The following is a 12834-nucleotide window of genomic DNA, read 5'->3' on the forward strand; positions in this document are numbered from 1 at the left end:
GGAACTGCGGGACCGTCGTGGCTGGTCGCGCCCACGCGGCGGAGCCGCATATCGATACAGCCCCGCGCCCCTGAAGGGGCTTCGCCCCTTACGGCGCGCCCATCGTCAAGAAGCGCTGTACGAGTGATGCCAGCAGCAGTGCCAGCAGCGGCAGGCTGAACCAGAAGCTGCTCTGGAGCCAGCGGAGTTGGCGGACGCTCGGGGGGATCGCCACGCGTACGACCTCGCGGACGCTCAGCAGGACGATCAGGGCGATCGCGGCGAGGCCGCCCACGACCGACCACGGGGTCCAGGTGACCTGGGGGCCGATCGGTCCGGGGTCGGCCTCGGGGGCCTTTCCGGGCTGGTCGCGCAGGGCGAAGATCGTGGCGTCGGCGTTGGCGAAGACCTGCTTGAGGTCCTCGCGCTTGTCGAGGTTCTGGATGAGCCGGGACTCCCAGTTCCTGGAGTAACCGGCGTCCATCTGGAGCGAGGTGACCTGGCTGCGGTTGATCATCAGATACGAGTTGGCGCCGGCGTCCTTCAGGGCCTTGGCCACGCCGGACACCAGGACCGGGTCGCTCGGCGCGAGCGTCGGCACGTACTCGACCTTCTCCATGTCCCGCGCGCCCCACGGCATCGCGGGCGTCACGCTGTTCACCGGGTCGTCGCTGAGCCAGAGGAGCCGTACGGTCGGGTCGTCGTGGGCGTAGACGTACTCCATGGCGGCGACCTCGCCCGGGCGGACGCGCTCGAAGGGCTCGTTGCCCCAGCGGGCGATCAGGAAGCCGCCGATGAGGACGAGGCCGGCCATGAGGGCGGCCAGCGGGGCGAGGCTCACCCGGTCCTTGTCACGCTCCTCGGCCGTGGCGCCGGTGCGCGGGAAGAGGGCGAGGCCCGCGAGCAGGGCGGCGCCGGGCAGGGCGAACATGAAGACGCGCAGGGCCATCTCACCGCCGTACGACTGCATGCCGAAGCCCAGGAACGGCACGAAGGTCAGGACCAGCAGTGAACGTTCGCGGTACTTGTTCTCGCGGCGGCGCAGGAAGCCGTAGCAGGCCAGGAGCATGACCAGGCCGGCGAGGGCGACGCGGGCGTACAGCACGAGTTTGTGGGTCGAACTGCCCTCGCCGATACGGCCGGAGACGGACGAGGTGACGTTCCCGCCCACGCCGCCGACCCCGCCGAAGAGTTCGTCGAAATGGCCGGACCAGTACGGCTCGGCGAGGAAGCCCACCCACACGGCGACCATGACGCCGAACAGGATCGGCAGGCCGCGCAGCTCGGAGCGGCCGACCAGGACGAGGACCGCGAGGACGCCCAGCATCACGAACGGGGTGAGCTGATGGGCGGGGACCGTCGCCGCGTACAGCGCGATCAGGACCATCAGCAGGACCGCCCGCCGGCGGCGGTCCGTCGGTTCCACCTCCGCCTCGCCGGGGCGCACCTTGCCCCACAGCATGTGCGGGGCGCGGAACCAGACCAGGAGGATCGCGACGAAGGCCAGGTAGAGAAGGTAGGTGAAGCCCTGGGGGGAGAAGTAGTCCTGGCCCACCCAGCCGCTCAGGACGAAGATCCAGACTCCCGTCCACCTGGCACGCCAGCCCGCCCGCATATGGCGGGTGAGGAGGAACAGCGGGGGCAGATAGAGGAGTTGGACGGCCGTCGGCCACCAGCGGATGATTTCGGTGAAGTCGCTGACCCCGCAGGCCTCGGCGACGAACGCGGCCGCCGCGAAGAAGCCCGGCCAGCTCCAGCGGGCGTCCAGGTCGGGGACGGCCGAGCCGGTGCGGTCGATGTAGTCGATGAAGCCCAGGTGCTGCCAGGCCGTGGCGAACCTGGGCTCGGCCTCGATCACGGCGGGCAGCGCGTGCAGGGAGAAGACGGTGGCCAGCAGCGTGATCAGCAGCAGACCCCGGTGCTCGCGGGCCGGCCACAGCAGCGAGGCGAACACCGTGGCCAGCAGCGCCGCCCCGACCAGCGTCGGGGTGGGCAGCACGGAGATCAGGCCGAGCCCGCCCATCCCGTCCAGGTCGGCGTCGTCCAGCGTCAGCGCCGGCAGCCAGTACAGCAGGAGCGCGGAGAGCAGCAGAAAGCCGAGGACCACACCGGTGATCGTGGGGTGCAGCAGCCGTTCCCGGAGGGGCACACGCGGTGCCTCCTGAGCGGACGGCACCTCTTGGACCTGGGCTTTCATCGGCTCCTGTACGGGCTTGACCGGTTCCTCGGCTTCCTGCTCCCGTTCCTCGGCTTCCTGTACGAAGGCCGCTTCCCGTACGGCCTCCTCGAACGGGGCGTCCACCTCCGGGGCCTGAGCCGGGCCCAGGGACGATTCCGAGCCGGGCTCTCGTTCTTCAACAGGCAGACCCAGCGAGGGTGGCATTCCGAGTGGGCGTGTCGGCCGGTCCTGGGCCCAGGCCGGCCGGTGGTCCTTGCGTACGGACGCGGTTCCGGTGGGCGGGGTGCCGGGGCCGGGGCGGACGTCCGGGCGGCGTTCCAGATGGTCGAAGTCGAGGTGGACACCGAGGGCCAGGGTGTCGGCGTCGAGCCGCCGGGTCCAGGCGCCGCTCTGCTTCTTCGCGGCGGAGGCCACCCGGCCCAGGTCGGCGAGGTCGCCGTCCGGTGCCGCGTCCGCGGGCACCTCGGCGGGCGGCGCGGTCCGCACGATCCGGTACAGCCTGGGCGCGGCGATCAGCACGATCACCGCGAGGCTGGAGATCTCGGCGACACCCGCGCCGGTCAGACCCATCCGGGGGAGCAGGACCAGCGTCAGACCGAGGACCAGGGCGCACAGCAGACCCTGGAGCCAGGCGAGTCCGGCGGTGCGGCTCTGGGCGCGCAGCACCGCGAAGTACGTCTCCATCACGACCCGCAGCGCCGCGCCGACCGCGAACCAGCGCAGCAGCGGGGTCGCCGCGTCCGCGTAGCCCTGCCCGAAGACGGCCAGGATCCACGGCGCCCCGAAGAACAGCCCCGCGCACACCGGCAGCATGATCCGGGCCATCCGCCTCAGCGCGGCCCGGGTGTTGGCGGCGAGCCGCGCCGGGTCGTGCGCGCCCTCCACGGTCAGGGAGGCGCCCATGTTGATGGCGAGCAGGTTGACCGTGCCGCCGATGGTGGTGGTGATGTAGAAGTACGCGTTGTCGGCGGAGCTGACCTGGGCGGCGACGATCACCGGGACCAGATAGACCACGGCCAGCGAGAAGAGCGAGCCGGTGTAGTCGCCCGCGAGGAAACGGCCGATCTCCTTCAGCGAGGGCGGACGCGTGTGGTCCGCGGTGGCCTTCACATGCTTCGGGATCAGCCGCCGGAACACCAGCCAGCCCAGCGGCAGCACGGACATCGCGATCGCCGCCACCCAGGACACGAAGACGCCCATGGTCGGGATCGCGGCGGCGAACACCACCAGCAGCACCAGCTTCACCGCCGAGAACACGGTGTTGCCGACCGGCACCCACATCGCGCTGCGCAGCCCGGTGAGCACCCCGTCCTGGAGCGTCAGCAGAGACCAGGCGACCACCGCGAGCACGAAGAACACGGCGTTCACCGGGTCGTGCAGGAAACGGTACGACGACCCCCACAGGCCCAGCGTCAGCAGGAACACGCCTGCCGCGAGCGCCACGATCACCGAACTTCCCGCGTACGTACGGAAGATCAGCCGCCCCGTACCGCGGCCCGCGACGGGGATGAACCGGGCCAGCGCGCCCATCAGCGTCAGCGCGGTGAGCCCCGCCAGGAGCTTCATCGCGGCGATCGCGGCGGAGCCCTGGCCGACCGAGGCCTCGGTGTAGTAGCGGGCGGCGGCCAGCCAGAAGCCGAGGCCCAGCACGGCCGAGATACCGGTGTTCAGCATCAGGGCGTAGGCGTTGCGGAACAGCTGCTCGCCCCCCGCCCCTGTGCCCAGCCCGGGCAGTCGCAGCCTGCGGCCGGAGCCGGACTTCTGCTCGGTCTCCTCGGTCGTGGTGCCCTCGGCCTCTTGTGCCGTGGTGGTCGTCGTGTCAGACACGGGAACGGATGGCCTTCCGGACCTGTCGTGCTCTTCGGACCATGGCGTACCCCTTGGTGAGGGCACGGTCCCGGGCGAAGTCGCGGGCGATCGCACGGCCCTCGATCAGCCGCTCGAACTCCACGGCTCCCGTGGAGCGCCGCACGGTGACCCTTCGCAGCGCGTACGGGCCCTGCCGGCGCCGGGCGAGCGCGTTGCCGACCGCCAGCGACTGGGCGAACCCCGCCTCGCGCACCGCGACGCGCACCCGGCGGCTGGAGTAGCCGTACGGGTACGCGAACGAGACGGGCCGGGTGCCCAGTTCGTCGGCGACGATCCTCCGGCAGCGCCGCAGCTCGAACCGGAGCCGGTCGTCGTCCAGCATGTCGAGCTGCGGATGCGTGTGGCTGTGCCCGCCGATCTCCACACCGTGCTCGGCGAGTTCGCGCACCTGGGCCCAGTCGAGCATGGTGTCGAGGGCACCGCCGTTGTCGTACGGGCCCTTGATCCAGGCCGTGGAGACGAACAGCGAGGCCGCGAAGCCGTGCTTGACGAGGACGGGCAGGGCGTGGCGGTGCACGCCCTCGTAGCCGTCGTCGAAGGTGACCAGCACGGGCCGGGCGGGGAGCGGGCGGCCCGACCGCCAACTCGCCGCCAGATCGGCCGTGTCGACCGGGGTGAAACCCAGGTCGTCGATGAGGGCCATCTGCTCCGCGAAGGCCTCCGGGGTCACCGACAGGTCCCGGGTCGCGTCGTTCGGCGAGGTGGAGACCGCGTGGTACATCAGGATCGGTACGGCTGATTCCATCGCTTCCGTCATGACGAGCCCCCCTCGCCCCCCTTGCCGGCGGTGCCGCCCGGAATCTCGCCGACCGAGAACGTGACGTCACCCCTGCGGGCCCGGACGCTCCCGACAACGTACCCCCCGGCCGCCGCCGCCACCCCCGCGACGATCGCGCCCGCGCGTCCCGCGCCCCCCTTGCGGCCGAGCAGCGCGTCGCGCAGCCCGCGCGCCACCCCGGCGGGCAGCACACGGGTGGTGTACCGGCGCTCCGACTCCAGCCCCTTGCCGGCGCCGACGCTCCGCGCCACCAGCGCCTTCGACAGGCCCTCGGCGTACGTACGCGTGCGGAAGTACCCGAAGCGCTCCCGCGCGTCGGGCACCCGGTGGTGGATCACCGCCCGGTCGTCGAGCAGCAGGACCGCGTCCGGTCTGGCCCGGGAGAGACGGATGCACAGCTCCGTCTCCTCACAGCCCAGCGGGCGCTTGTCCCCGTCGCGGCCGATGCCCGTGGCGAAGCCGCCGGCCGCGTCGAAGGCGCCGCGGCGGAACGAGGCGTTGCCGCCGAGTACGTTGCGGACCTCGGCGACACCGCCCGGCAGGCCCTTGTAGGCGCAGCCCACCACCCAGTCGAACTCCTCCGGGAACCAGGCCGGGCGGCGGCCGGACGCCCACACGGGCACCGTCCGGCCGCCGACGGCCATGACCCGGGGATCGGCGTACCCCTCGACGAAGTACCGCAGCCAGTCGCGCTCGGCGACGGCGTCGTCGTCGAGGAACGCGATGATCTCCCCGTACGAGGCGGCGATGCCCGTGTTGCGGCCCGCGGACAGCCCGCGGGGGCCCGCGTTGGCGAGCACCCGGACCTCCTCAACCTCTTTGTACTCCCTGGTCAGACGCTCCAGCAGCGCCTGGTTGTGGTCCACCACCAGGAGCGTCTCCAGGGCCGGCCGGGACTGGGCGCGCACCGAGGCGACCGCCGCGAGGATGTCCTCCCAGCGGTCCTCGGTGTACGCACAGATCACGACCGAGACGGCCGGCTCGTTCAAGACGACTCTCCCCGGCCGGCGGTGAGCATCGTCGCGTGCGAACGGCGGCGCAGCGCACGCCGGTTGGAGCGCTCCTTCAGGATCACCTTCAGCACGCGCAGCCCGTCGCGCACGGCCCGCAGATTGCTCGCGCCGTGGATGCGCAGATACTCGTGGCTGGGGATCTCCTGCACCTTCAGGCCCGCCTTGACGACCCGGATGTTCATCAGGGTCTCCACCTCGAAGCCGGTGCAGTCGAGGTCGATCTTGTCCAGGCAGTGCCGCCAGAACGCGTTGTAGCCGTAGCACAGGTCGGTGTAGCGGGCGCCGAACTTGCGGTTCACGGTGGTGCACAGCGCCCAGTTGCCGAGCTTGCGGATCAGGGTCATGTCGTCGGTGCCGCCGCCGTTGGCGAAGCGGGAACCCTTGGCGAAGTCCGCGCCCGAGACGAGGGCGGAGACGTACGACACGATCTCGTGGCCGTCGGCCGAGCCGTCCGCGTCGACCATCACGATGATGTCGCCGGTGCACGCCTTGAAACCGGTGATCAGGGCGTCCCCCTTGCCCTTCCCGCGCTGCGGGACGACCTTGACGTCCGGCCACAGCTCGCGGGCCACCTCGACGGTGTTGTCGGTGGAGTTGCCGTCGACCAGGACCACCTCGTGGATCCAGCCGGGCAGTGTTTTGAAGACGTACGGAAGGTTCTCCGCCTCGTTCATGGCGGGGATCACCACACTCACCGGCGGCGCGATGGCCAGGTGGTTGGAGATCGGCCGGTACTTCGCGAGCGCCGAGGACTCGGCGCTCGTGGTATCGGAATCGGATATCGCCGGGCGCAGAACTGAGCTCATGAGTCTGGTCCCTCTCGTCCGGTGAACCACCCGCCCCTGGGTGGTTCGGCTCTTTGTCCGGTTCGAAAGGGGGGTTCTCACTTACGGCATGCCGAGACCGATCTCCGTATCGATCTCGTGCACACCCGGTGAGCTGGCAAAAGCCGGCCGACTGTCGCGACTCGGCAGTCGGTCGCGCGGCGCGACTCGGTAATAGTTGCGGTCACCGAGCACGGCACCCCCCTACCGCGCCCCGCGCCGGGACCGTCGAGCTCCCTGAGCCCTCCCCTAGGAGCATGTGCCGACGGACCGATGCGGGTGGATGTGTAACGATGTACGAAGGTATTGATGGTTGCACCCTTATGGCAAGGCCTATTACGAGGTCTCACGTTTTTGTTGTTGTGTCCGTTACCTGACCTCCCGACCGGATTTTGCCCATCCGCTTCAACAGTTTGTCGGCCGGTTCGAACAGTTCCGGCCGTGCCAACACCGTGTTCCGCAGCGCCCGGACCGGGGCTCGGCGAGCCCGGTGTCCGAGCGCCACCGGATGGCGTCGGGTGACCCACCCCTCCGACACGGAGATCTCACGTGTCTTCAGGGAATCCTTGTACTGCTTCTGCCCCCGGCCCAGATCCAGGTAGGCGATGCCGTCGGCGGCGCCCTCCTCGGCCATGTGCAGATGCAGGAGCAGGCCCGGCGAGAACTTCGCGAACGCCGGGTCGTACGCCGGGAACCAGCATGTCAGCACCCGCTCGGAGCGCAGCCCGAAATGAGCCGCGACCGGCTTGCCGTCCGCGTACAGCACGGACAGCTGGCCGGCGAAGGAGTCGGAGCGGGTGTGGAAGAGCTGCTGCACGAGGTGGGTGATCCACGGGTGCGCGAAGCGGTCGCTGCGGCCCGTTCTGCGGTACTGCGCCGACTTCCAGGCCATCAGCGTGCGCAGGGCCTTCGGGTCGCGCTCGTCGTGCACATAGCGCACCTCGCTCACCGCGCGGCCGAGCCTGCGTTCCTTGGCGAGCGTCGAGCGGACGAACTTCGGCGAGTCGGCGCGCAGTTGGCCGAGATAGGCCTCGTAGCCCTGTTCCAGGTCCATGACCGGGGAGGGGAAGGTGCCGGTGATGTGGGCGGCGAACGGGGTCTGGCCCTCCGCCAGATGGTCGAACTCCCACACCGCGAGCCCGCAGGCCCGCAGCAGCTCCTGGGCGTCCCAGGTGAAGCCGGGGCGGTGGACCACGCCCTGGCAGTCGGAGAGGCCGAGGCCGACGGCTCTGCCCACCCCGACGGCGGATCTCTGGTACGGGAAGAAGGCCGCCGGTTCGCCGTCCTCCCGTACGACGGCGATCCGCACCCCGCGCCGGCAGCGGCCCACCGCGAGCGCGAACTCCGGGGACAGGAACGGGTTCGCCAGCCCGGGCGCGCCGTGCAGATGTGCCTTCGACTGCAGGGCGGTCCAGGCCGCCCGGTCGGCGGCGGTCAGTTCGCCGGGGCGGTACACACTGATGTCCACGTCTCAGGTCCGTCTTCTCTCCGTACGGGCGCCGAGGCGCCGTACCAGACTCGGCAGGAGGACGAGCGAGCTGATCACGGTCACGGCCGCGATCCCACCGGTCACCGACCACGAGTGGGTGGCGATCATGCCCTGCGCGACGAGGAGGTTCACCGCGATCGCGCCCGCGACGGACGTCACGACCCGGCCGAACGGCTCCAGCCCACGCAGTACGGCCCCGATGGCGGCTCCTGGCGCGACGAGGAGGAAGAACAGAGTGAACGGGCCGCGCAGCACCGAGTCCGCGTCGGCGAACGCGAGCAGCGCGCCGACCCCCGCGACGGCAGCGGCCACGCCCGCCAGCAGTGGCCCGCCACCGCCGGACAGAGATGGCTTGATACCTAAGGTCTGCATTGGCGACTTTGCCCCCTGAAGCGCCGGATGCCGGGCTTCAATGTCGCTCAGCGGGCGCGGGGGAGTCAATACGTCGAGACGCGCCACGGGACCGCGCGACCCATTTGTGATGCACCGGCAAAGAAATTCTCAGCCGGATACGGAGTTTCCCTGGAGGCAAGCCGCGCCTCCAGGGAAACTTCCGTTCACAGAAGGGCAGTTGTCGTTGTCCTGCCCCTTGCCTTGTCCTTACTGGACGATCTGCAGCAGACGGTTCGGGGAACCGGTGCCCGCGCTGGTGACCTTGCCGGTGACGGCGCCGGCGGTCAGGGCCGAGGCGACCTGGGCCGGGGTGGCCGAGGTGTGGCCGGCCAGGTAGACCGCGGCCGCGCCGGCGACGTGGGGGGTCGCCATCGAGGTGCCCGAGATGGTGTTCGTCGCGGTGTCGCTGGTGTACCAGCCGGCCGTGATCGACGAACCCGGGGCGAAGATGTCCAGCGTCGCGCCGAAGTTGGAGTAGCTCGCCTTGGCGTCCGTGTTGGTGGTGGCGCCGACCGTGATCGCCGAGGCGACGCGGGCCGGGGAGTACGAGGAGGCGTTGGCGCTGCTGTTGCCCGCCGCGACCGCGTAGGTCACTCCGCTGGCTATGGAGTTCGCCACGGCCGTGTCGAGCGCGGTGGAGGCGCCGCCGCCGAGCGACATGTTGGCGACCGAGGGACCGCTGTGGTTCGCGGTCACCCAGTCGATGCCCGCGACGACGCCCGCCGTGGTGCCCGAGCCGGCGTTGTTCAGCACGCGGACGGCCACGATCTTGGCCTGCTTGGCGATGCCGTACGTCGAGCCCGCGATGGTGGTGGCCACATGGGTGCCGTGACCGTTGCCGTCCTGCGCGACGTTGTCGCCGTCGACGGCGTCGTAGCCGTTGGTGGCCCGGCCGCTGATCTGTGAGTGCGTGATGCGCACGCCGGTGTCGATGACGTATGCCGTCACACCGCTGCCCGCCGTGTCCGGGTAGGTGTACGTGCCGGAGAGCGGCAGCGACGCCTGGTCGGAACGGTCCAGGCCCCACGGGGCGCTGGTCTGGGTGGCGTCCGCGGTGAACACCTGGTTCTGCTCGACGGAGGCGACCGACGGGTCGGCGGCGAGTCTCCTGGCCTCGGCCGCCGAGAGCTCGGCCGAGTAGCCGTTGAGCGCGGACTTGAAGGTCCGCTTCACCGTGCCGCCGTACTCCTCGACCAGGTCCTTGCCCGCGCTCGACGCGGCCTTGAGGCCCGCGCTCTTCTTGAGCGTGACGATGTAGCTGTCCTTGATCGCGGTGGGGGAGCCGGCCGCGAGCACCTTGCCCTCAGCCGGGGCGGCCTGGGCGGGCAGTGCGGTGAGACCGCCGAGCAGGGCGGCCGTCGCCACGGTGGTGACGGCGGCGACACGGATGTTGTTGATACGCAGGTGTGCCATTACGAGGGATTCCTCCTCATAGGCGGCGCGCGCCAGGGTGCGGCACGCGTCTGTGGGGGGTGCGTGCGTGGTCGCACTCACGGCCGGGAGCGTCGCGTTCCGCTACTGGCTTCCAGCAGAGTGATCGATCCACGGGTGCAGCTCAAGAGAGTTGAGGCCTTGTCATGTTTCTGTCACACGCATGTAATCGAACGAAGGTTGAACGCGGTGGGTACGTTCCGTTGAGAGCGGGAAAGTATTGACATGAACACTTCCGATCAACACGCGTAGTTGCTACGACGGTTGAGGCAGAGATCCTGCTAAAGGGAGGTTCCATGAGACGTTCCCGACTTGCGGCATACGTGACCTCGCTCCTCCTCGCCGTCGGCGCCACCCTCACCGGGTCCGCGACGGCGCAGGCATCCCAACAGGCCGCCGCCACCGGCTATGTGGCGCTCGGCGACTCCTATTCCTCGGGTGTCGGCGCGGGCAGCTACCTCTCCTCCAGCGGCGACTGCAAGCGCAGCACGAAGGCCTACCCGTACCTCTGGGCGGCCGCCAACGCCCCCTCGTCCTTCAACTTCACGGCCTGCTCGGGCGCCCGAACGGGTGATGTCCTGGCGAGTCAACTGGGCCCGCTGGGCACGGGTACCGGGCTCGTCTCGATCACCGTCGGCGGCAACGACGCAGGCTTCGCCGACGTGATGACCACCTGCGTCCTGCAGTCCGACAGCGCCTGTGTCGCACGCATCAACACGGCGAAGACGTACGTCGACGCGACGCTGCCCGGCCAGCTGGACAAGGTCTACTCGGCGATCAGCGCGAAGGCACCGGCCGCCCATGTGGTGGTGCTCGGCTACCCCCGCTTCTACCAGCTGGGCGGCACCTGCCCCGGGATGTCCCAGGCCAAGCGGTCCGCCATCAACAACGCGGCGGACTACCTCAACACCGCGATCGCCAAACGCGCCGCCGACCACGGCTTCACCTTCGGCGACGTGCGCCCCACCTTCACCGGGCACGAACTGTGCTCCGGCAGCGCGTGGCTGCACAGCCTCAACCTGCTGAACGTGGGCGAGTCGTACCACCCGAAGGCCGCGGGGCAGTCGGGCGGCTATCTGCCGGTGTTCAGGAACGTGGCCTGACGGCCCTGCCGAGCGCTGCGGCCTCGTCGTAGTCGCTGTAGTCGTCAGGGTTCTCGGAGTCGTCGGAGGGGGAGGTCCCGCCCGTGGTCGGGGCCTCCGTCTCGCACGTCACCGAGAACGCGACGGAGTTGGACTCGACGCGCACCGGGCCGCGGACCTCGACGCTGATCTCGTCCGAGTGGCTCCCGGACGTCGACACGACGACCTGGTCCTGCCGGGTCCTCTCGCCACCGGACGGGAACGACAGCGTCTTCCAGCCGGTGTCCTCCACCTCGCCGTTCTTCGCCACCCAGCGGTAGTCGACCTCCACGGGCACGCTGCCCACGGTGAACGTCGCGGTGAAGGTGGGCACCTCGGCGTCCGGCGGCGGACAGGCGCCGGAGTAGTCGGTGTTCGCGCCCTCGAGCGTCACCTGCACGGACTGCGCGGGCGGCTTGCCGGTCGCTCCGCCGTCGTCGGGGGTGTCGGAGGGGGTGCCGGCGTCGTCGCTCGTGTCGCCGCCGCCCGGCTCCTCGCCCGTCCCCCCGTCGCCCGTCTGCTCGTTGGTGCCGCCCACCGTGCCCGCCCCGTTGGTGGGGTTGCCGTTGTTCCCGTCGTCGCGGTTGATGAGCGCGTAGGTGAGTCCGGCGATGGCGAAGGCGACCGCGGCGATACCGGCGATCAGGAAGACGAGGGCACGGCGGTTGCGGTCCGGCTCGCCGGCGGGCACCGCGGAAGGGTGGGTGGCGGCGGCCGGGGCGCGGTGCGGCGGGGTCGGGGGCCCGAACCGATTCGTGCCCGGCCCCGGGCCCGTGTGCGCGGCCGGGCCCGGGAAGGCGGCCACCGTCGGGCTGTACGGCGTCGAGGTGACCGTGTCGGAGCGTGGGGCACCCCGCCCGGAGGGAGTGCCCCCGGCGCCGATGATCCGCAGGTCCTGCTCGGCCTGTTCTGCGGAGATCCGGGCGGCCGGATCCTTGCGCAGCAGCCCCTCGATCACGGGGGTCAGCGGGCCGGCCCGGTGCGGCGGCGGGAGTTCCTCGTCGACGACCGCGCGCAGCGTGCTCAACGGAGTGTTCTGCCGGAAGGGCGAGTTGCCCTCGACCGCCGCGTACAGCAGCACGCCGAGCGACCACAGGTCCGACTCGGGGCCGGGCGTACGGCCCAGCGCGCGCTCAGGGGCGAGGAACTCGGGGGAGCCGATGACCTCGCCGGTCATGGTCAGCGCGGAACTGCCCTCCACCATGGCGATGCCGAAGTCGGTGAGGACGACCCGGCCGTCGTTGGACATGAGCACGTTGGCCGGTTTCACGTCCCGGTGCAGCACCCCCGCCTCGTGCGCGGCGCGCAGCGCGGCCAGCACCTCGGCGCCGATGTGCGCGGCGCGCTGCGGGGAGAGGGGGCCCTCGGCGTCCAGCAGGTCGGCGAGCGAGAGCCCGCGCACCAGCTCCATCACGATCCACGGGCGGCCGTCCTCCATCGCCACGTCGTACACCGTGACGACATTGCGGCTGTCGACCCGCGCGGCCGCCCACGCCTCCCGCTCCAGGCGGGCGTACATCCGCTCGACGTCGGGTGCCGGGACACCCCCCGGCGCCCGCACCTCCTTGACGGCGACCTCACGGTGCAGCACCTCGTCGCGGGCCCGCCACACGGTCCCCATGCCGCCCGCGCCCAGCGGGGTCAGCAGCCGGTAGCGGCCCGCGATCAGACGTTCACTGCCCGGTTCTTCGGACACGGCCATCCCCCGTCACTCGCATCCGCGCGACATCTCCACTCTGTACGTTTTCTCCCCAAAAG

General features: G+C 70.6%; 9 protein-coding genes. 1 reads left to right on the forward strand and 8 read right to left on the reverse strand.

Annotated features, from left to right (window positions below; translation table 11 throughout):
- Positions 1-88: 88 nt before the first annotated feature.
- The 7 genes from JIX56_RS36985 to JIX56_RS37015 all read right to left on the reverse strand — a co-directional run bounded on the left by JIX56_RS36985 (position 89) and on the right by JIX56_RS37015 (position 9937).
- Positions 89-3985, reverse strand: coding sequence for a lipopolysaccharide biosynthesis protein (locus JIX56_RS36985; RefSeq protein WP_257547150.1), 3897 nt, complete (start codon positions 3983-3985; stop codon positions 89-91).
- Positions 3978-4784 (reverse strand): polysaccharide deacetylase family protein, encoded by an 807-nt coding sequence (locus JIX56_RS36990; protein ID WP_257547151.1) that lies wholly within the window; start codon positions 4782-4784, stop codon positions 3978-3980. Before JIX56_RS36990 ends, JIX56_RS36985 begins: the two co-directional genes overlap by 8 nt.
- Entirely contained in the window at positions 4781-5794 is a 1014-nt protein-coding gene (locus JIX56_RS36995) for a glycosyltransferase (protein ID WP_257547153.1), read from the reverse strand. The genes JIX56_RS36990 and JIX56_RS36995 overlap by 4 nt, the downstream gene beginning before the upstream one ends.
- Entirely contained in the window at positions 5791-6624 is an 834-nt protein-coding gene (locus tag JIX56_RS37000; protein WP_257547155.1) for a glycosyltransferase family 2 protein, read from the reverse strand. Before JIX56_RS37000 ends, JIX56_RS36995 begins: the two co-directional genes overlap by 4 nt.
- A gap of 364 nt (positions 6625-6988) precedes the next feature.
- Complete coding sequence (locus JIX56_RS37005) at positions 6989-8110, reverse strand: GNAT family N-acetyltransferase (RefSeq protein WP_257547157.1); 1122 nt, start codon at positions 8108-8110, stop codon at positions 6989-6991.
- 3 nt (positions 8111-8113) lie between these two features.
- Positions 8114-8503, reverse strand: coding sequence for a DUF1616 domain-containing protein (locus JIX56_RS37010; protein ID WP_257547159.1), 390 nt, complete (start codon positions 8501-8503; stop codon positions 8114-8116).
- A gap of 228 nt (positions 8504-8731) precedes the next feature.
- Positions 8732-9937, reverse strand: coding sequence for a S8 family peptidase (locus JIX56_RS37015; protein ID WP_257547161.1), 1206 nt, complete (start codon positions 9935-9937; stop codon positions 8732-8734).
- 314 nt (positions 9938-10251) lie between these two features.
- On the opposite strand from JIX56_RS37015, the gene JIX56_RS37020 reads away from it, so the two are divergent.
- Positions 10252-11058 carry an SGNH/GDSL hydrolase family protein gene (locus JIX56_RS37020; RefSeq protein ID WP_257547163.1) on the forward strand — a complete coding sequence of 269 codons (807 nt, stop codon included), beginning with the start codon at positions 10252-10254 and terminating at the stop codon, positions 11056-11058.
- On the opposite strand, the gene JIX56_RS37025 is transcribed toward JIX56_RS37020, so the two are convergent.
- A complete protein-coding gene (locus tag JIX56_RS37025; protein WP_257547165.1) occupies positions 11042-12778 on the reverse strand; it encodes a serine/threonine-protein kinase in 1737 nt (578 codons plus the stop codon). The two genes, JIX56_RS37020 and JIX56_RS37025, sit on opposite strands and share 17 nt — an antisense overlap.
- Positions 12779-12834: the final 56 nt, after the last annotated feature.

Source organism: Streptomyces sp. CA-210063 (genome assembly GCF_024612015.1).
GTDB lineage: Bacteria > Actinomycetota > Actinomycetes > Streptomycetales > Streptomycetaceae > Streptomyces.

Coding starts and splice junctions, on each gene's coding strand:
- JIX56_RS36990 (WP_257547151.1), bottom strand. CDS start 4,784: ATGACGGAAGCGATGGAATCAGCCGTACCGATCCTGATGTACCACGCG.
- JIX56_RS37000 (WP_257547155.1), bottom strand. CDS start 6,624: ATGAGCTCAGTTCTGCGCCCGGCGATATCCGATTCCGATACCACGAGC.
- JIX56_RS37010 (WP_257547159.1), bottom strand. CDS start 8,503: ATGCAGACCTTAGGTATCAAGCCATCTCTGTCCGGCGGTGGCGGGCCA.
- JIX56_RS37015 (WP_257547161.1), bottom strand. CDS start 9,937: ATGGCACACCTGCGTATCAACAACATCCGTGTCGCCGCCGTCACCACC.
- JIX56_RS37020 (WP_257547163.1), top strand. CDS start 10,252: ATGAGACGTTCCCGACTTGCGGCATACGTGACCTCGCTCCTCCTCGCC.
- JIX56_RS37025 (WP_257547165.1), bottom strand. CDS start 12,778: ATGGCCGTGTCCGAAGAACCGGGCAGTGAACGTCTGATCGCGGGCCGC.